The sequence below is a fragment of the Catenovulum agarivorans DS-2 genome (assembly GCF_000568405.1).
Classification (GTDB): Bacteria; Pseudomonadota; Gammaproteobacteria; order Enterobacterales; family Alteromonadaceae; genus Catenovulum; species Catenovulum agarivorans_A.
On record NZ_ARZY01000030.1, the window covers coordinates 39,155 to 58,131 of the forward strand.

Below are 18,977 nucleotides of genomic sequence, written 5' to 3' on the forward strand. Positions count from 1 at the left end.
TATTCTCTAGATAGTTATAAAATAACCGCTAATATTAAATTAAACGGATAAAACTATAATCGAGTAGGCGTGTTAAGCATTATAAAACAACAGTTTCTCAATTATTGTCGAAGCGGCATACCTCGGCACGCGGATACCGAAGCGCGACGGCGCTTTATGATAATTAACTTATTCGCATTGGTTGGCACCTGCTTAACTTTAGCAATGGGTTTTCGCGCATTGCTAGAAAGTAATTTTGTGTTGGCCATGGTATTAACGTCTGCCGCACTCATTTTCTTTGCCGCCCATTTAGCTATTCGCTTTTCTTCAAGCTACCACCTGCCCTCTCGGCTGGTTTTGTATAGCTTGTCCCTACTGATGCTCTACCTCATTTATTCTGGCGGAGTAGACAACACAGGGCCGCTGTGGACTTACATACTGCCACCAGTGGCGTTGTTTTTGGGCGGTTTATCTTTAGGGTTGTTCAATATTGTATTGTTTAGTGTGTTATGCTTATTTCTGCTCTACTTTAACGGTGGACATTTTATTTTGGCCGATTACACCGACAGTTATAAACTGAGGTTTATATTGTCCTTTTTTACTGTCACCTTCTTATCTTGCTGCTACGAATACTCTAGAAAAGCTTCCTACGAGCACATTCAAAGTCTAAGCGATAAGTTTGAACAACTGGCTAAAACAGACCCGTTAACTGGCTTAGCCAATCGCCGTGAAATGATGGAACAAATTAACAAAGAATATGCTCGACTAAGTCGAAATAACTCAACCCTGAGCTTACTATTATTAGATGTGGATAGATTCAAAACCATTAACGACGGCTTTGGTCATGACGTTGGTGATATCGTACTGCAAGAGCTCGCGAATATTTTTACCCAAAACATTCGTGTACATGACATTGTCGCCCGCTGGGGTGGTGAAGAGTTTTTAATTATGCTGCCAGATACCAACACCCAGCAGGCAATAGAAGTAGCCGAAAAGCTGTTAAATAAAGTGGCAACACATCACTTTGAAATTAAACACTTTAGAAAACAAGTGACCGTCAGTATTGGGGTTGCAGAACTACATCCGTTAACTACAGTGACTAACGCAGTCGCCAAAGCGGACAAGTATTTGTACCAAGCGAAACAAAACGGCCGAAACCAAGTGTGCTACGACGCTCAGTAATCACGAACGTCGCGCCACTTTAACCGTGGTTTTATTAATACCGTACTCACGCAGTTTATTTGCAATTGCAGTATGGCTTAAACCCAACTTGTTAGCCAATTGCCGCGTACTTGGATAATAAGGATAAAGTTTACGCAGTAAAGTACTTTCAAACTGCTTAACGGCTTCATCTAAACCATTATCTAAATAATCTTGCACAGACAGCAAATCATCATCTTGTTGTTTATCATCATCAACACGAATATGACTAACTAACAAAGGCTGACGGCCAGAAAGCACAACAGCTTGATACAATGCATTATATAGCTGATTTGCATTGGCCGGCCAACTATAGGCCTGCAAAAACTTGATGGCATCTTGTGAAATATCAATCGGCGCTGTCCCTAATTCAGCACAGATATTTTGCACAAACAATTGCGTGAGTTCGGCAATATCTTCTGGTCGTTGGCGCAAACTCGGTACCATCAGCTTACAACCAGCTAACCGATACAACAGGGGTTCACTAAAGGTTCCAAGCTGCACCGCTGAATTTAAACTATATTTTGTCGATGCATATAACTTCACTTGGGGTAAATCGTCCAGATGATCAGTCAGCCATTGCAGCAACTCTGCTTGTTTATCTGGCTGTAACGAATCTAAATGTTTCAGGTACAAACCACCACAGAGCTGCAAATTCACCTTATCCAATTGTTGAAAAACATTAGAGTTATTTAAATCGATAACAGTCAAAGGCCGAGTGTTAAATGGGCCAAGTGCATGCATAAGCTCTACAATCAATTGTTTGCCTGTGCCCATCTCACCAATCAGTAAAACAGACTGAGTGGTTACCGCCAATTTTTTACACTCACGAACCACTTTGCGCATAACAGCCGAATTTTGCACAATTGAGTTGTTAATTGCGTGCGCTTTATGTTCATTCGGATACTGTGAATGGCTTTCAATAAAACGTACAACTGCGCCAGAAAATTCACGACTGCCTTTATAATTGTTCAACCACAAAGGCTGCAATTCAAGTTGAAAAGTTTGCTCGGCCACCTCGGCAACGGCCAATAAACCTTCGCTTGGTTGTTTATCTAACCAACGGTTTAAATTAAACCCTTTAATCCAAGTTGACACATCAGCAAGCTCTTGTTTAACAATGCGCGTAAAATACCCCTTGGCTGAAACACTCATCCGAATAAGCGCACCGTTGGTATCAACACTCAGCCATTTCTCACAACTAGTATCTAGCTGCCTGTCGTATTCCGCCGACTGAATTTCAAGTGGCATATAGTCAACTTTTACCACGTCAAACACCCCATCAACACGGCGAATTTCTGGCATTAAGTGTTGAAACTCCGCAAATTCAATATTGGGAAAGTGGACAAATATTTTCTGTGGGTGTACTTCGATGCCCTGCAAATCGATTTGATGACGCACTAAAATTTCCAACACGTCCTGGGTAATACCTAATCTATTTTCACATCGAATTTCAAGCCGCATACAAGACTCAACTAATGCTAATTAATCAAAATTAGTTTAAGCTTAGCCTATCGATTTGAAATTCGCTATTTGCAACTGTCCAACATGGCTGAGCCTCTAAAAACAAAAACAGAACAAACGTTAAATCAGCTGATCAGCAAAATTAGTCAACTGCCATATCAAGAAAAAATTATCAGTCTACTACAGTTCCATTCTAGCTATGCATGTCAGTCAGAACTGCTACAAGACTACGCAAGCGAAACTCAACAGCTGATTGACCAGTGTTTCGCACACAATAATGAAAGGCTGTTCGACCGCCTCAATGACCAACTAGAGCTGTTGACCAAATGTGCAGTGAATCAAAAAATTGAAGACATCTCCAATGAAAGTAACTACACCAGCCGCTTAGGAAGAATGCATAAAAAATTAGCTGAATATCGCCAATACCTAACCAGGTTTGATGATCAAATTCGCTTAAACCCTAACTTACCCGACAACCACCAGCTCAGAGTTCGTCGTCAACGCTGTTTAGACGCTATCGAAAAGTTAGAAAGTCAAATCAGTCGATTTGAACAAAAACGTAATTTTTACTAAGCTCAGATTATTGCCCAAAGGAGTGTATATGTTTTTCTCTAGATCCATCATGTATTTATGTTTGCTGGCCCTGTTTGTAAGTACCAAAGCCAGTGCAGAATTCGACCTCCCAGGGCAAGCAATTATTGTTTATCCATCAGGGCTAAAAAAACCAGTCGACTTTGGTTTTAGCTACAAAATGACTGATGAAGGGACTCGCTTTAGTGCTGGAAACTCAAGCGTCGCAGTAAGCCAAGTACCGGAGCAATACACACTGGCGCTCTATTTACATCAAGATCAATACATTTGGGTTTCTGAATTTTCCAAAGGATATTTCTCAACCTTTGTTTATAAAATTGGCGATCACGTCATTGAATTACGCAAAGCACCAAATCGCAATATCAAAGGCAAATACGAACTGATTATCGATGGAAAAATCTCTTTATTTGACACTAATACCATTCAGCTTGACTTTGCATTTGATGAAAATGGCATTAAACGTATTATCCCTCGAGGCGCAATTAAAAATATTGGTCAAATGAAATAAGAAACTATTGCTTTATAGCACTGTCTATAGTCGCTATACTCACTCACCAAACACCCAATAGCTTGGAACTAAAAAGATTTTGAATAAGGTTATGCTGAAAAAACTCATATGTATTGGCGCTATCTGCTTGTTATCAGCTTGCGCGTATAAAATTGATATTCGTCAAGGCAACTATATTGAAAAAAGAGATGTTGCTAAATTACGTAAAAATATGAACAAAGAACAAGTTATCTTTGTATTGGGCAAACCCGTTTTAAAAGACTCTTTTAGTAAAAATAAATGGTATTACGTTTACCAGGTCGACTATGGTGATGGTAGAGATACCAAACGTATGGACTTAATCTTAAACTTTGAAGATGGCAAATTAGTTGATATGACTGGAACTGTCGACAAGCCTGAAGAGTTCGACCAACCGATAGATGAATAACAAGTAGAAGTAAACGGCAAACCAGCACACAAACTGGTTTGCCCGAGAACGACTCACACAAAAATCGCCCTCACACTTACACACAACAGACTTAAACAACTAAATAGAATTAATCGTTTAAGTCGCAGCTATGATAATGAAAGTCAGTCAAAAATGGAATACCTATCTTTAAAATGAATAGGCTAATCGTACCTCTGCACTTAAAATGCGCAAAAAACCAACAAAACATTAACCCTTGGTCAACTTAAATACACCACGCAGATCACTTAAGATCGCATATAAAACAGGCAATAACAAAAGTGTAATGACGGTCGAAAATAGAATACCAAAAGCTAACGACACTGCCATGGGGATCACAATTTGTGCTTGTAAACTTGTTTCAGAGACAATAGGAATCAAACCAAAAAAGGTCGTCAAAGATGTCAATAATATTGCTCTAAAACGTTTAGCCCCCGCTTGTTGAATTGAGTTCAGTACACTTTCTCCTTGCCGGCGAGCTCGATTAATAAAATCAACCAAAATCAGCGAATCATTCACCACAACACCCGCCAGAGCAATCACCCCAAAAAACGACAATATACTAATCGACAACCCAAGTAGGATATGACCAATAACAGCACCAAGTATGCCAAATGGTATAACCGACATAATGATAAATGGCTGCATATAAGACTTAAGTGGGATCGCCATCAAAGCATAAATTGCCACTAGGGCACAAATAAAACCAATACCCAAACTCACCATGGCTTCCTGCTCTTCTTTAGAAGCACCAAATAATTCAAACTGCACATCCGGATATTGCTGCAAAATATCAGGAATAATATTGTCAGTTACGTCTGCTGCAATTTTGCCTGGTTCAGCAAAACTTTTATCCACTTTTGCTGTTACGCTTACCGACCTTTGGTAATCAATTCGCTGAATCGACGAATAACCACTTGCCATTTTGTATTCAGCAACGGTGGAAAATATCACGCGTTTACCACTGGGTAATTCCAACCACATTTGCTCTAAACTTTGCACAGACTGACGATGCGCTTTTGGGTAGCGCACCATCACTTTAATTTCTTCATCATCACGCTGTATTCGCTGAACTTCAGCGCCATAAAATGCCGCTCTTACCTGACTAGATAAATTGGCCAAATCTAAACCCAGTGCAGTGCCAGCAGGTTTAACAAATAGCTGCAACTCGTCTTTACCGCCACTATAAGAATCATCAATGTCGTAAACACCTTGATAAGCCTGCAACTTAGTTTTTAAGGATTGAGCCGCCGCAGCAATTTGCTCGCTATTGTCACTTCTAAATAAAAATTCTAAATCTGAACCCGCCCCACCTTGAATTGAACCATTAAAACTAACAGAGCGGACGCCCGGCATTTCACCAAAAGCCTCTCGCCATTTGTTGGCCACTTCCACCCCATCAATTTTCCCCGCGTAATCACGATTTAATTCAGCCCAAATAAGTCCTGTGGTTTGACCGGTATTAAACGCTGAACTATGCGCAATAATTTGCTGCTCTAGCTCAGGATAATGTTGTTGATGTACCTGATATAACGCAGATTCCAATCGAGCTAACGCTTTATTGGTTGTCACATCCGGCGTACCATCTTCCATGGTGATGCTTGCTTGCACATAATCACTAGGTAAATTTGGGAAGAACACAAAACGAACCGCCCCCGAAGCCACTAACCCAGCAGTGACAATAAGCAAACTTAAAAACACCGCCAATACTGTGTATCTATAATCGACACATTTGGCTAAAAATGGTGCGTATCTATGCTGGACAAAATGATTCAATTGCTGATTAACCCAGTTTCTAAGCCTAGTTAACAGGTTTAATTGGCTTGCAGAGCGAGATTGGTGGTGATGCGAAACCAAATGCGATGGCAATATCCACTTTGATTCAATCAATGAAAAAATCAAACACAGCACGACAACCATACCGATAGAGCCCCAAATGGGCGAAGAAGCGCCTGGAACCATTAACATTGGAATAAAAGCCACTATGGTGGTTAACACACCAAAAGTGGCTGGCACAGCAACTTGGTGCGCGCCACGCACGACGTTTTGCACGCTATTGCCATGGGCCTGTACGGTATCATGCACACTCTCACCAATAATAATCGCGTCATCTACCACTATGCCCAAAACCAATATAAAGGCGAAAAGGCTAATCATATTTATGCTAACACCAACGTGCGGCATCATAGCCAAAGCACCGAGAAAACATACAAACAAACCAACAATGACCCAAACCGCCAGCTTTAACTGCAAAAAAACGGATAAAATAACAAATACCAGCAATGCGCCCATCAGCATATTGTTCAGCATCAACTCTAAGCGGCCATTCAAGTAATAAGAACTGTCTCCCCACACCGCGAGTTTAACTTCACTGGGTAAACTAGGCTCAATGTCGGCAATATAATCTTTAACCGTTTTCGAAATCTGTAAATCATTTTGGTTGCCAACCGAATTCACTTGTATACCAATGCTTGGTTGTCCATCAAAGTTAGAAAAAGCTGCGCGTTCAACAAAACCATCTTTAATGTCCGCCACATCTGCCAACGATACAAATGTGCCATCCGGCCGTTGCAATACCACAATTTGCGCAAAATCAGCTGCAGTGTAAGCTTGACTGTCAGTGCGAATTAAAATGTCACCATTGTCACTTTTAATGGTACCACCTGGCATCTTTACCGACGAAGCCCGGACTTTTTGCACAACTTGATTAAGCGTCAAACCATAAGCACTTAGCCTTTCTGAGCTAATTTCAATGCCAATTTCGTATTCTCTTGCGCCAACAACGTTGGCCGAAGAGATACCTGGCAGTTGGACAATTTCATCACGCAGTTGATTAGCATACTCCTTCATCATTTGCTCTGAAATTTGTCCATACACCTGTAGCCACAATACTGCTTGCTCAGGCTTTACTCGATAAATAACCGGCTTTTCAGTGTTGTCTGGCAAACTCGCAATGGCGTCAACTTGAACCTTAACTTCATTTAAAATTTCGATTACATCATAACCGTCGGCCACATCAATAATGACTCTTGCTAAGCCCTCTTGAGCAATTGATTCAATCTTTTTTATCCCTTCAATGCGCTTAACCGACTCTTCAACTTTAAGAATAACGCCCTCTTCAACTTCTTGAGGCGCCGCACCTAAATAAGGGATTTGCACATGGATTTCATCCAGTTGAATGGTCGGAAAAGATTGTTTTCGAATGGTAAATACCGAGTAAATCCCAGCCAAGACAATGGCGACCATTAACAAATTGGCGGCAACAGGGTTATTTACAAACCAAGCTATGATCCCTCGTTTATATGCTTGAGTTGTCATTTATTGCTCTCCTTGTTTAACCCGAACAGACATACCATCAACAGGTTTACTCAAAGCCGATACAATTAATAAATCTTCAGGTTTGAGTCCATTATCAACATAAATAAAATCTTGGTCTTGGTGCAATATATTCGGTGTACGGATTCTTAACTTGCCATCGTTTGCAACCAAGAGCTTCATTCTAGGCGTCAATAAACTACGAGATATTTTGTAACTTTCTTTTTCAGTGTTCAGGCTAATCTCAGCTTTTACAAACTGACCCACCGCAAGTGGTGATGCATGAGTTTGATTTAGGTTGTACGGGTCATCGATTACCGCTATCGCATAAAAAATTTGAGTATCACTTTCAACCAACTGCTCAATGCGATCTAAACGAGCCTGCCAGCGCATGGGCTGCGCCAAGTTGTTGAATAATTCGACTGCAATTGGTGCAAATTGCACCTTTTTTGTCGCTGCAAAGCTCGCTTGTAATTTTTGATACTGAGCTAAAGTCAAAGGAAGACGAACTTCTGCTTGTGCGGTAGCAATAACCTTCGCGACCCGAGTTCCTGGGGTCAGTAAATCACCAATACTCACTAAACGCTCAACAATTACCCCATCGTAGGGCATTTTAATTTTGGTCCTTTGTAACTCTCGTTTCGCTCTATCTAACTGCGCTTGAGCAAACGCAACTTTAGCTTGTTGCGCCGCAATTTGTGGCTTACGCAATGCAAGCGCATTGGCTTGTTCGCCATAAGATTGCCATTCGGCTTCGGCCACTTCACCAAGCGCAAGCTCTTGCTGCAAATTGGCTTGTTCAACACTTAAAGTCGCCTGCGCCGATTTATAATCTGCAATATAATTGGCATCCGACACCTGCAACAAAACACTTGCCGAATCAACAAAACGGCCAGTTTCAAACTGGCTAGACAAAAGCTCGACCTTACCAGTAACCTCACTACTTAGCTGAGTTTGCTGTTTCGCACTCACAACAGCTTGGCTTTCAATTATAAAAGGCCAACGCTGTTTGCTCAGCGCCTGCGCGGCCACCAAAGGCGGAGAATGCTCTATCGGATTTTGCGGAACAGGTTGCGCTTGCATTTTTAATATATAAAAAACGATAACTGCGACGAACAAAATAACTATTGGCAATATCAATCGCCAAGGTAGCTTGCGAGTGTTCACGATACGGATTCCTTTTTGTTTAAAGCCACATAGAGCTAAATCAATATAAATTGCGAGTATCAGAGCCATCACAGACAGTTCAATTCAAGGCGTATCATTGCAGGAATGTAGGCACCTTTCAAAATGATACAACACAGAAGTGGGCTGTCTGTGAGGCTCCTGAAAGGCAGGGCTAAAAGCCATTTATACTGCGTTAAGTTGGCTTGATATAGAACCACTATGCCTGTGCCAACTTGCCTTGCCTAAATGGCTTTTATCTCCTGCTGATTATCGCTATTTATATTGATTTAGCTCTATTGCTATTTATAACGTTATTTTCATCTATAAGTAACACACAGCTGAAATAATCGCGAAAAATCAGATTTTGAATAAAAATCAGTCTAGTGTGCATATTAAAATTATTGCTATACTAACATCGGTTTCGCGTGATAATTCATCAGCTAGACCTTGCTCATAATAAAGAGGGCCAATAATTACTGAGCCGATGCAATATATACGAGCTGGTATAGTAATTGTATCAATTTAATTGCACGCTAAATGTATCAATGTCTTCCATTAATTAACTAAAGGGATCGAGTATGAGCCTGAAGAAACAATTTCTAAAAACAAAACCTGTATGTAAAGTAACTTTTCGCTTAACTGCTGAACAAGCACAGCAAGCTGACAAAGTATATCTCGTTGGTGACTTCAATGAGTGGGATGAAGCTTCGACTCCAATGAAGCGCCTTAAAAACGGTGATTTCAGCTTAAACATCGACTTAGAATCAGGTAAAGAATATCAGTTCAAATACCTATTAAACGGCGATGTTTGGGAAAATGATTGGGATGCAGATAATTATGCACCTTCACCTGTAGGTGGCACTGACAACTCAGTTGTTAACTGCAACGCATAATTAGTTAGCCCAAACTCAAAAAAATTAAGCTAGAGCCTGTTTATCTTTGCTTATAAACAGGCCCTATTCCCCCCTGAACCAATCTTCTTTTGTGTAAAAGCCTCCATACCAATTCGTTTCAAGCAAATAGCTATTTGTTATAACAAAAAAGCACTTCTTTTTCTGAACTTTAGGTATAAGCTTAGATACCAATAAATCTTCCAATAACGACAACGAAGGATATATTCAAATGAAATTTTTCGAAGATAACTCACTATCTATTGGTAACACCCCGCTAGTTAAATTAAACCGCGTAACTTCAGGCAATGTTTACGCAAAAGTAGAAGCTCGCAATCCAAGTTTTAGTGTTAAGTGTCGTATTGGCGCGAATATGATTTGGGATGCTGAGAAAAAAGGTTTATTGGGCCCTGGTAAAGAAATTGTTGAGCCAACTTCTGGTAATACTGGTATCGCATTAGCGTTTGTTGCTGCATCACGTGGTTACAAATTAACTTTAACTATGCCAGCGACAATGAGCTTAGAACGCCGTAAATTATTAAAAGCTTTAGGTGCAAACATTGTTTTAACCGAAGGTCCTAAAGGCATGAAAGGCGCGGTCGCTAAAGCTGAAGAAATTCGTGATTCAGATCCAAACAAATACGTTTTATTGCAACAATTTGAAAACCCAGCTAACCCTGAAATTCATGAAAAAACAACAGGTCCTGAAATTTGGGAAGCAACTGACGGTGAAATTGATATCTTTGTAGCGGGTGTTGGTACTGGTGGTACAATTACTGGTGTTAGCCGTTACATCAAAAATACCAAAGGTAAAGCCATTCAATCAGTTGCGGTAGAACCAACTGATTCACCAGTTATCGCTCAAGCGAAAGCTGGCCAAGACTTAACACCTGGTCCACACAAAATCCAAGGTATCGGCGCAGGCTTCATCCCTGGTAACTTAGACCTAGATTTAGTTGACGCAGTTGAACAAGTTTCGAATGAAGAATCTATGGCAATGGCACACAGATTAATGAAAGAAGAAGGTATCTTAGCAGGTATTTCTTCTGGTGCAGCTGTTGTTGCAGCAGCGCGTTTAGCAGAAAAGCCTGAAAATAAAGACAAAAACATTGTAGTTATTTTACCAAGCTCTGCAGAGCGTTACTTAAGCAGCCCTTTATTTGCTGAAGTATTCACTGACGCTGAATTAGTGCAGTAATCACCCACTTGCGAATAAAACATTCGGTTAAAAAGCGACTCATTTGAGTCGCTTTTTTTATGATCTAACCTTTACAATTGATAGTGTTACAACGACAATAAAAAACAAGGTGAACATATATAAAGCTTTGGAAGCTATGCTTAAACGACTTTTAACTGCCACGGTTATTGGCCTATCTTTATTGTTAGTTGCTTGTGGTGACAAAGCACCAGAAAATGAACAACCGGGACCTGCAGCAATCGCTTTTTTTGAAGCTATCTATAACCAGCAAGATCTGACCACAGCGGTTGAATTAGCGACCCCACAATATGGCCGCATTTTAGAGTCTTATCACAGTGCCAAACGAGTACAAAGCGTATTATTTAATCGCCGCTACGATACAGTCAAAATCGAAGAAGACAAAGCCCAAATGGGTCGGTCGTTAATTCCAGCCAGCGCGAAAAAAGCCACAGTATCATTGATGTTAGATGGCACTTACGACGGTAACCGCTACCGCGACATTAAATATGTTGTAATGGTTAAACAACAAGGCAAGTGGCTAGTGGATAAACTTAAAGCGGATGTTTATAGATAGCAAGTTCTTTGGACTTTGGTGCTAGTGACATTCCACTGATAGCTTCAAATTAAGTGCTATGCTCGGAAACTGCTGGCGCATAACTTTCGCAAAACCGCTGTGAATACAATCCATGTACGCTTCGCTTTTTCATCCATGAAAAAGAAATTTTGCTCTAAGTTATTGCCCCAGCATTTTCCAACCAATTGAGTTATAGCTAAAAACAAACTTGACCATCCTTGCACATCCTAATAGCCCATAGCGACACCTTCGCGCCGCGGATCAGCACCACCAGTTAATTTACTACCTTCAAGCCAAATACCATGCAAGCCACTATTTAAGTCACGCACAACCACCTTATGACCCAAATCTGAAAAATAATCCGCTTGCGCTGCCAAATCAGTACCCTTTTCAATCGCTGTCGAGCCATTTAAGTTAGTAATTTTCGCTAAATCAATTGCCGATTGAATATCCAATCGCCAATCAATCAACCCCACTAAAGTTTGACTGACATAATTAATAATGCGTGCACCACCTGGTGAACCAATCGCCCCTTTGAAGTTATTGTGCTGATCAAATACAAGAGTAGGCGCCATCGAACTTCGTGGACGTTTGTTCGCCTCCACTCGATTCGCAACTAATTCACCTGACTTTTCCGCTGCGAACGAAAAATCGGTTAATTGATTATTTAACAAGAAACCTCCAACCATAACCGCAGAGCCAAAAGCCATTTCAATACTACTGGTCATAGAAACGGCATTGCCCCATTGATCAACAATACTAATATGTGTGGTGCTCGGTTGCTGATGAGATAAACCAGCAGAGGCGTCAAACAAACCAGCTTGCGCCAAGCCCATATCAGAATCTTGGTTAATTAACTGTCGACGCGCGTGCAAATATTCATCCGACAATAACTGCTCAACAGGTACGTCAACGAAATCAGGATCAGCCAAATAATGGTTTCGGTCTGCAAAAGACAAACGCCAAGCTTGAGATAGTAGATGCAAAGCTGCAGGCGAATTAGCTGAAAAGTCCGCTAAATTAAAGGGTTCAAGTAACTTCAAGGTAGATAAAACTGTTGTCCCACCGGAGGTAGGCGGAGCAAAACCACACACGTTATAGCTATGATATGTTTGGCAAATAGGCTCGCGCCATTTGGCTTGGTAACTGGTTAAATCATTCATCGACAGTAGCCCAGGAGCAACAAGGCTATTTTGCACAGCATCAACAATTTGAGCGGCCAACTGACCCTGATAAAAACCCTCACTGCCCTGCTCGGCAATTAAACGCAAACTAGCGGCCAATGCTAGATTGGTTTTAACTTGACCTGCCGTTAATGCACGGCCGTTCGGATAAAAATACGCTTGGCTCGCTGCTAACGTTTCAACTCCAGGGTTGAGTTTTTTTTCAAGTAAACTCGCAAGTCTCGGAGAAACAACAAACCCCTGAATAGATAAATCAATCGCTGATTTGAATAAAGATTTCCATGGCAAGCGGCCATATTTTTTATGCCCCAACTCTAAAGCAGCAATCAAGCCTGGGACACCAACACTGCGCCCACCAACCACAGCCTGATGCCATGATACTGGCGAACCATTTTCAAAAAATAACTCACTCGTTGCGGTTGCAGGTGCGGTTTCTCTGCCATCTATGCCGGTTAGCTTTTTGTGTTTTTCATCCCAATGTAAAATAAAAGCACCACCACCAATACCTGATGATTGTGGCTCAACTAGCGTTAAAACCATTTGTACCGCAATTGCCGCATCAAACGCACTGCCACCTAACTTTAGTACTTTTAGCCCAGCTTCCACCGCATATGGGTTAGCTGCAACAACCATAGCATGCTCAGCCGTGACCAATTTCTTATGTTTAATGCCTGTTGCGGCCTCGGGATCTCGCGCTTCAACTTGACTAATCTCAACAGTTGAACTGTGCGTACATGCAATAATCAACATACTGGAAAAACAGACAGATAACAGTTTGCAAACATTCATTGTTTAATCCCTAAAATTTAATAAGCTTACCACTAAGTATACAAGTTATTCAGCAAGGTAAATGCTCAACCTTCCTACATTGTCATTTTTTCCTTTATAATGAGCCGCATGTAAATTAGCTATCTGTATATTATGCGGCACATTATTCAAAATCTTCCATGGCAAAAGTGGCCTATACTGGCGTTTTATATCAGCCTTTTTACCTTTTTTATGTTAATCCCAGCAGAAGGTCAAAGTTGGCTAAGATACAACTACACCGAGTTACAAAACCAACAAAGTTGGCGCATTATTACCGGGCATTTTATTCATACTAACTGGTATCACTACGTACTCAATACAGGTGCTTTTATCGCATTGTGGGCGCTACACGGCAAGTTTTATCAAGGCAGAAAACTATTTAGCTTTATCATTATGAACGCCTGTTTAATCACAGCTTATATTTACTTTTTTACCGACATTGGCGTTTATTCTGGCTTTTCAGGCATTTTGCACGGTTTGATAGTTTGGGGGGCAATTCAAGATATCCAACACAAAGACAAAACAGGTTATTTATTGCTATTGGGCGTATTTGCTAAAGTGATTTACGAAATGTTATATGGCGCCAGTGCCGCAACCGCATCGATGATCCAAGCAGATGTTGCGGTAGAAGCACATTTAGCTGGAGTGTTAGCCGCATTGCTATATATGTTTGGAGAACTGGTCAAAGCTAAGCAGCTAGAGATGAATAATAATCAAGATTGATAAAATTGAGACCAGTCAATATCTGCCGCATTAATCCTATGATTACCAATATAGTGAAGGAAATCACCAGGATTAATGCAGGTGGTTAATTCTGGATTCACTTCAAGCTGATTACCATTGCGTTCTTTAGCAATAGCTAACAAGGTCGCATCATGTTTCAACTTAAACGCATTAAACAGCTGCCCATAAGTAAAAGCCTTAGGTAAGTCAGCCGGCACCTGTAAAGCATATTGCGTATCACCAAACAAGCCCGACAAAAGTTGCTCTTGCACTCGGCTGGCACCTGGATCTTGCATTGAACGCACCAAAGATTCAGCCACCTTTGAACTAAAACATTCAATGTTAGGGCAATGCGCTCGCAACAACTCGACTTTAGACTCATCATTAAACCATGCGGTAATGTGGCAATCTGCTTTAACATATTTGCTCAGCTTTAAAGCCGTGGTTAAAGTTTGATCATCGCCATTGGCATAAATAATCACTTTATCTGCCTTGCTCAAGCCAATTCGCTGCAATTCACTGTCTAAAGTAAAACTAGTTACTCGGGCATAATCGAGCCATTCCATATATTCTTGTAAAGGGTGCTCAGGCTGGTGCGTATCGCACAGCAAAATTTTGCGCCCTTCTCTATATTTATCCGCGAGTATTTGCTCAACCACTTTAGGAGTCACTAACTGATGATAGCCAATTAAAATAATATGATTGTCTAAATGTTCAAACTTACCTGTACCCATTACTTTTCGCCTCATAAAAACTGCAATTGTTTGCCCGGCTTTACCTAAAAACGCACCAAACAAAGCCAAACCAATCGGAATTTGAAAAAACCATACCCAAATTCTGCCAGCATCTGTTACTGGGCTGTAGTCACCGTAACCCACTGTAGATGTAGTCACCACATAATAATAGGGATAAACCAGCCAATTGGCTAAATCTACCTCATCCGTCAAACGCAAACCTAGCCAGGTTCCAACAAAGTGGCCAAGCAATAAAAATAGTAAAAACGGCCAAGAAAAATGATGAACATGCCGCCTAATAATCGAAATGAGTCTATTAAAAATCATAGCTTTGTTTATATCCGTGCAGTTTGGCTCCAATTAGTGCCGCAAATATTACAATATAGTTTCAAAAAACCAAGTAAAGACGCTCTAGTTAGATTTTTTGTAAACATATGTTTACGGTCATCAAATTTCTAGTTTAAAAACAGTTGTTAAAAATTAGTAAATTTCGCAAATTTGTCGCATGCTATATACATGCAATAACCTTTATAAGCTGGATGGTTCGTATGTATAAAAAACAATTTGCGTTAACTGTAGCGATCGCTTTTGCCGCATCATTTTCAACTCAAGCTGAGCAAAAGGTAAATATCTATAACTGTGTAGATAAAACCACTTTGCAGCAAAATGCTGAATGTATTGCTAATACTATAAGCAATAATGTTCAGTTGAAACAAGAAATTGCAATGATTGAGCAAGATGCAGCCAATTTTAATCAGCCGATGGCCTTAGCCATGATGAAAATGAATCCACAAGATTTGTCGATTGAAGTGATAGCGTTAACCAACAAAACTGTTGAAAAACCGCAAAACTAGTTTTGCCAACACCATTGAGGCCAGCTTAATCGGCCTCAATGGTTTATAATTATTAGCCCAACTTATCACTTGCAACGTGATAATCTGGATCTTCCATAATATTCACTTCGCATAAATCATCAGCACGTTTAAGTAATTTACGACATTCTGGACTTAAATGACGTAAGTGTAATTTCTTACCTAAAGCTTCATATTTATCCGCCAAGCCATCTAGCGCTTCGATACCAGAGTGATCACTCACACGTGAACGCTGGAATTCGATAACCACATGCTCAGGGTCATCTTCCGGGGTAAACAACTCTTTAAAGCTAGTCACTGAAGCAAAGAAAATTGGCCCACGTAACTCATAAACTTTATGGCCTTTGTCATCGATATAGGTATTTGCTTGAATATGTTTGGCATGTTTCCAGGCAAATACTAACGCAGAAACAATAACCCCAACCACAACAGCAATTGCTAAATCGTATGCAACGGTTACCCCAGAAACTAATACGATAATAAATGCATCTGATGCTGGTACTTTACGAATAATTCTAAATGACGACCATTCAAATGTACCCAACACCACCATAAACATAATGCCCACAAGTGCAGCTAGCGGAATCATCTCAATTAACTCAGCAGCAAAGAGAATGAAGCCTAACAATACAAGCGCTGCGGTAATACCAGATAAACGCCCACGACCACCTGAATTGATATTAATCATACTCTGGCCAATCATGGCACAACCACCCATACCACCAAAGAAACCATTGGTGGTATTCGCAATACCTTGGCCAATACATTCACGGTTACCCTGACCACGCGTATTGGTAATTTCATCAATCAAGGTTAAGGTTAGTAAAGACTCAATCAAACCAATGGCTGCAATCACCAATGCAGTCGGGAAAATAATCACTAAAGTTTCCCAAGTAAACGGCACCATTGGAATCGCAAATGTCGGCAACTCACCTTTTAATGATGCGTCAGCAGCTTGATCAGCAGGCAACATTTCACGTACAAAGTCGATAACATTGCGCGTGTCTAAATCCATACCTATCACAATACCAGAGACCACAACAATCGCGACTAAACCTGATGGTACCGCGGTCGTTAACTTAGGCAAAAAGTGGACAATCGCCATAGTTAGCGCAACTAATCCAAGCATTAAAGTTAAGTTTTCACCTTGGATCCACTGCCAATGCCCCAGCTCATCTGGCGATTTAAATTGGCTCAATTGTGCTAAGAAAATAACAATGGCTAGACCATTAACGAAACCTAACATCACAGGATGAGGTACAATACGGATAAATTTACCGAGCTTAAAAACACCAGCCAAAATTTGTAAAAGACCCGCCAACAGCACAGCAGCAAATAAATATTGCACACCATAAACAGCTACTAACCCCACCATAACAACAGCAGTAGCGCCAGTTGCACCGGAAATCATACCAGGGCGGCCACCAAAAATTGAAGTTAACAAGCCCATCATAAATGCAGCGTATAAACCCACCATAGGTTCAACACCAGCAACGAATGCAAAAGCAACAGCTTCAGGTACCAATGCCAACGCAACAGTCACACCTGATAACACATCATTTTTTACATTACTCTGGTTTGAATTGATTAAATTAAACATGAGTATCTCTGTAATTAATAATTAAATTTAAATAACGAAATTGATTTGATTTACTGACGAGGGCGTCCGCCCGTAATTTTATTTGCTCGCCCTTCCTCTTTGGCTTTCTCAGCACGGCGACGACGAACATCTTTAGGATCTGCAATTAAAGGACGGTAAATTTCAATTCTGTCACCATCCTCAACTTGTTCAGTGAGCTTGCGAGTACGGCTCCAAATACCAACCTTATTTGATTTAAGATCGATTTCAGGATGTTTAGCTAAAATACCTGATTGTTCAATGCAATCTTCAATCGTCGCACCTTCGGCAACATGCACAGTTAACAAGCTTTGCACTTTAGGTAAAGCATATGCAATCTCAATTTTTAACAATTCTTCTTTCATTAGGCATAAACCTTCGAAGCCCGAGAAGTAAAAGCTTTAACCATTTGATTGGCCATGTGGTTAAAAATACTCCCAAAAGCCGCTTCAATCAGTTTGGTCGAAAATTCAAATTCTAAGTCTAAAATCACTTTACATGCATCTTCATCTAAACTTTGGAATTGCCACAAACCGGTCAGTTTTTTAAATGGACCATCGATTAGTTCAATCTTAACCGAATGATTTTTCACCATAGTATTATGAGTGGTAAACCACTTGCCGATACCAGCTTTACCAATCTGCAACGACGCTTTCAATTCATTTTCCGACTGCTCGATGATTTTTGCGCCTAAACAATCTGGCACAAATTGCGGGTATGCATTTACATCATTAACCAAGTTGTACATCTGCTCGGCACTATGCATAACCAAAGCATGTCGGTGAATTTTCGGCATCCTCACTCCCCTATAAAATTTGAGCGCGCATGCTACCACAAAATTGACCATTTTACTCAATGCAATTTGAGTTGAACATCACTGTTAAAACAACAAAAATAGCGTGAGTCTCGCATTTTAAATGTGCTTGAGTATAATGGCATGTCAATTTGGCGTTCTCATGACATAGGCAAGTTAGGATTTATGGCAAAAGGTAAGAAAAAAGGCGCTCCGTCAAACACCATAGCGCAAAACAAAAAGGCTCGACACGAGTTTTTTCTCGAAGATAAATTTGAAGCTGGTCTTGAGTTACAAGGTTGGGAGGTCAAAAGTATTCGCGACGGTAAAGTGAATATATCTGACTGCTACATTCACCTTAAAAATGGCGAAGCATTTTTAATCAATGCAACCATTCAGCCGCTAAACACTGCATCAACTCATGTTATCGCCGATCCAACTCGCCAACGTCGCCTATTATTAAAACGCCGAGAAATAGACAAACTTATCGGTGCTCGCGAGCGTGATGGTTATTCTATTATCGCCACAGCCATGTACTGGAGTAAATGCTGGGTAAAACTTGCGATTCATTTAGCCAAAGGTAAAAAATCGCATGACAAACGTGGCGACATTAAAGACAGAGACTGGGAACGACAAAAAGAGCGAGTGATGAAACACAACGCTAGATAGCCAACAGACATAGGGTTGCGTGCCTGCAAGCTTTATCTAACTTCTTTATTGCTGCTAGAAAATGGTGTATGCCAAAGCAACAACACAAAAGTCAGGAAAGTGCTAGAGCAATAACTTAGAGCAAAATCTCTTTTTCATGGGCGAACGATGACCGAAGCACCGCTTCGGTCATCGTTCGCCCTATCTTATGAAGTTTTAGAAAACCAGTATTCGAACAAGCTTTTATCAGGCTTATTCATTGCTGCT

General features: G+C 40.6%; 18 protein-coding genes. 10 read left to right on the forward strand and 8 right to left on the reverse strand.

Annotated features, from left to right (window positions below; all coding sequences use genetic code 11):
• Positions 1-156: 156 nt before the first annotated feature.
• Positions 157-1,161 carry a diguanylate cyclase gene (locus tag DS2_RS14380; RefSeq protein WP_051479903.1) on the forward strand — a complete coding sequence of 335 codons (1,005 nt, stop codon included), beginning with the start codon at positions 157-159 and terminating at the stop codon, positions 1,159-1,161.
• Here the strand turns inward: DS2_RS14380 and DS2_RS14385 are convergent, their stop codons facing one another.
• Positions 1,162-2,643: a TyrR/PhhR family helix-turn-helix DNA-binding protein gene (locus DS2_RS14385; protein ID WP_035015532.1), complete on the reverse strand. Its 1,482-nt coding sequence runs from the start codon at positions 2,641-2,643 to the stop codon at positions 1,162-1,164.
• Positions 2,644-2,727: 84 nt separating this feature from the next.
• On the opposite strand from DS2_RS14385, the gene priC reads away from it, so the two are divergent.
• The 3 genes from priC to DS2_RS14400 all read left to right on the forward strand — a co-directional run bounded on the left by priC (position 2,728) and on the right by DS2_RS14400 (position 4,169).
• Entirely contained in the window at positions 2,728-3,216 is a 489-nt protein-coding gene (gene priC, locus DS2_RS14390; RefSeq protein WP_035015533.1) for a primosomal replication protein PriC, read from the forward strand.
• 28 nt (positions 3,217-3,244) lie between these two features.
• Positions 3,245-3,742, forward strand: a complete 498-nt coding sequence (locus DS2_RS14395) for a hypothetical protein (RefSeq protein ID WP_152537615.1) — start codon at positions 3,245-3,247, stop codon at positions 3,740-3,742.
• A gap of 91 nt (positions 3,743-3,833) precedes the next feature.
• A complete protein-coding gene (locus tag DS2_RS14400; RefSeq protein ID WP_035015534.1) occupies positions 3,834-4,169 on the forward strand; it encodes an outer membrane protein assembly factor BamE in 336 nt (111 codons plus the stop codon).
• Positions 4,170-4,397: 228 nt separating this feature from the next.
• On the opposite strand, the gene DS2_RS14405 is transcribed toward DS2_RS14400, so the two are convergent.
• Together DS2_RS14405 and DS2_RS14410 are read right to left on the reverse strand one after the other, a co-directional pair.
• Positions 4,398-7,505 (reverse strand): efflux RND transporter permease subunit, encoded by a 3,108-nt coding sequence (locus DS2_RS14405; RefSeq protein WP_035015535.1) that lies wholly within the window; start codon positions 7,503-7,505, stop codon positions 4,398-4,400.
• On the reverse strand, positions 7,506-8,669 hold the full coding sequence (locus tag DS2_RS14410) for an efflux RND transporter periplasmic adaptor subunit (protein WP_160168575.1): 1,164 nt from the start codon (positions 8,667-8,669) through the stop codon (positions 7,506-7,508). It abuts the gene before it with no gap.
• Between the two features lie 578 nt (positions 8,670-9,247).
• On the opposite strand from DS2_RS14410, the gene DS2_RS14415 reads away from it, so the two are divergent.
• From DS2_RS14415 to DS2_RS14425, 3 genes are all read left to right on the forward strand, one after another.
• Positions 9,248-9,562: an isoamylase early set domain-containing protein gene (locus DS2_RS14415; RefSeq protein ID WP_035015537.1), complete on the forward strand. Its 315-nt coding sequence runs from the start codon at positions 9,248-9,250 to the stop codon at positions 9,560-9,562.
• A 229-nt stretch (positions 9,563-9,791) separates the two neighbouring features.
• Positions 9,792-10,757, forward strand: coding sequence for a cysteine synthase A (gene cysK, locus DS2_RS14420; RefSeq protein WP_035015538.1), 966 nt, complete (start codon positions 9,792-9,794; stop codon positions 10,755-10,757).
• 136 nt (positions 10,758-10,893) lie between these two features.
• The gene (locus DS2_RS14425; protein ID WP_051479905.1) at positions 10,894-11,331 is read left to right on the forward strand and encodes a hypothetical protein; all 438 of its coding nucleotides are present in this window, start codon (positions 10,894-10,896) and stop codon (positions 11,329-11,331) included.
• 227 nt (positions 11,332-11,558) lie between these two features.
• Here the strand turns inward: DS2_RS14425 and ggt are convergent, their stop codons facing one another.
• Positions 11,559-13,304: a gamma-glutamyltransferase gene (gene ggt / locus DS2_RS14430; RefSeq protein WP_035015539.1), complete on the reverse strand. Its 1,746-nt coding sequence runs from the start codon at positions 13,302-13,304 to the stop codon at positions 11,559-11,561.
• 132 nt (positions 13,305-13,436) lie between these two features.
• Between ggt and rrtA the strand changes: the two genes are divergently transcribed.
• The gene (gene rrtA / locus DS2_RS14435; RefSeq protein ID WP_051479906.1) at positions 13,437-14,045 is read left to right on the forward strand and encodes a rhombosortase; all 609 of its coding nucleotides are present in this window, start codon (positions 13,437-13,439) and stop codon (positions 14,043-14,045) included.
• Here rrtA and DS2_RS14440 read toward each other — a convergent pair.
• The gene (locus DS2_RS14440) at positions 14,036-15,106 is read right to left on the reverse strand and encodes a potassium channel family protein (protein ID WP_035015540.1); all 1,071 of its coding nucleotides are present in this window, start codon (positions 15,104-15,106) and stop codon (positions 14,036-14,038) included. The genes rrtA and DS2_RS14440 overlap by 10 nt on opposite strands.
• A 221-nt stretch (positions 15,107-15,327) precedes the next feature.
• Here DS2_RS14440 and DS2_RS14445 point away from each other — a divergent pair, with 221 nt between their 5' ends.
• A complete protein-coding gene (locus DS2_RS14445) occupies positions 15,328-15,633 on the forward strand; it encodes a hypothetical protein (RefSeq protein ID WP_035015541.1) in 306 nt (101 codons plus the stop codon).
• A gap of 52 nt (positions 15,634-15,685) precedes the next feature.
• On the opposite strand, the gene DS2_RS14450 is transcribed toward DS2_RS14445, so the two are convergent.
• Genes DS2_RS14450 through DS2_RS14460 form a run of 3 tightly spaced genes read right to left on the reverse strand, consistent with a single transcriptional unit; the run spans position 15,686 to position 18,065 of the window.
• Positions 15,686-17,251, reverse strand: coding sequence for a SulP family inorganic anion transporter (locus DS2_RS14450; RefSeq protein WP_035015542.1), 1,566 nt, complete (start codon positions 17,249-17,251; stop codon positions 15,686-15,688).
• A 50-nt stretch (positions 17,252-17,301) separates the two neighbouring features.
• Positions 17,302-17,634, reverse strand: coding sequence for an RnfH family protein (locus DS2_RS14455; RefSeq protein ID WP_035015543.1), 333 nt, complete (start codon positions 17,632-17,634; stop codon positions 17,302-17,304).
• On the reverse strand, positions 17,634-18,065 hold the full coding sequence (locus tag DS2_RS14460) for a type II toxin-antitoxin system RatA family toxin (RefSeq protein WP_035015544.1): 432 nt from the start codon (positions 18,063-18,065) through the stop codon (positions 17,634-17,636). The genes DS2_RS14455 and DS2_RS14460 overlap by 1 nt, the downstream gene beginning before the upstream one ends.
• A gap of 183 nt (positions 18,066-18,248) precedes the next feature.
• On the opposite strand from DS2_RS14460, the gene smpB reads away from it, so the two are divergent.
• Entirely contained in the window at positions 18,249-18,731 is a 483-nt protein-coding gene (gene smpB, locus DS2_RS14465) for an SsrA-binding protein SmpB (RefSeq protein WP_035015545.1), read from the forward strand.
• The last annotated feature ends 246 nt before the right edge of the window (positions 18,732-18,977 follow it).

Bases quoted from the DNA above. Each gene is read 5' to 3' on its own strand.
- DS2_RS14380 (WP_051479903.1), top strand. From the start codon at position 157: ATGATAATTAACTTATTCGCATTGGTTGGCACCTGCTTAACTTTAGCA.
- DS2_RS14385 (WP_035015532.1), bottom strand. From the start codon at position 2,643: ATGCGGCTTGAAATTCGATGTGAAAATAGATTAGGTATTACCCAGGAC.
- priC (WP_035015533.1), top strand. From the start codon at position 2,728: ATGGCTGAGCCTCTAAAAACAAAAACAGAACAAACGTTAAATCAGCTG.
- DS2_RS14395 (WP_152537615.1), top strand. From the start codon at position 3,245: ATGTTTTTCTCTAGATCCATCATGTATTTATGTTTGCTGGCCCTGTTT.
- DS2_RS14400 (WP_035015534.1), top strand. From the start codon at position 3,834: ATGCTGAAAAAACTCATATGTATTGGCGCTATCTGCTTGTTATCAGCT.
- DS2_RS14405 (WP_035015535.1), bottom strand. From the start codon at position 7,505: ATGACAACTCAAGCATATAAACGAGGGATCATAGCTTGGTTTGTAAAT.
- DS2_RS14415 (WP_035015537.1), top strand. From the start codon at position 9,248: ATGAGCCTGAAGAAACAATTTCTAAAAACAAAACCTGTATGTAAAGTA.
- cysK (WP_035015538.1), top strand. From the start codon at position 9,792: ATGAAATTTTTCGAAGATAACTCACTATCTATTGGTAACACCCCGCTA.
- DS2_RS14425 (WP_051479905.1), top strand. From the start codon at position 10,894: ATGCTTAAACGACTTTTAACTGCCACGGTTATTGGCCTATCTTTATTG.
- ggt (WP_035015539.1), bottom strand. From the start codon at position 13,304: ATGAATGTTTGCAAACTGTTATCTGTCTGTTTTTCCAGTATGTTGATT.
- rrtA (WP_051479906.1), top strand. From the start codon at position 13,437: ATGCGGCACATTATTCAAAATCTTCCATGGCAAAAGTGGCCTATACTG.
- DS2_RS14440 (WP_035015540.1), bottom strand. From the start codon at position 15,106: ATGATTTTTAATAGACTCATTTCGATTATTAGGCGGCATGTTCATCAT.
- DS2_RS14445 (WP_035015541.1), top strand. From the start codon at position 15,328: ATGTATAAAAAACAATTTGCGTTAACTGTAGCGATCGCTTTTGCCGCA.
- DS2_RS14450 (WP_035015542.1), bottom strand. From the start codon at position 17,251: ATGTTTAATTTAATCAATTCAAACCAGAGTAATGTAAAAAATGATGTG.
- DS2_RS14455 (WP_035015543.1), bottom strand. From the start codon at position 17,634: ATGAAAGAAGAATTGTTAAAAATTGAGATTGCATATGCTTTACCTAAA.
- DS2_RS14460 (WP_035015544.1), bottom strand. From the start codon at position 18,065: ATGCCGAAAATTCACCGACATGCTTTGGTTATGCATAGTGCCGAGCAG.
- smpB (WP_035015545.1), top strand. From the start codon at position 18,249: ATGGCAAAAGGTAAGAAAAAAGGCGCTCCGTCAAACACCATAGCGCAA.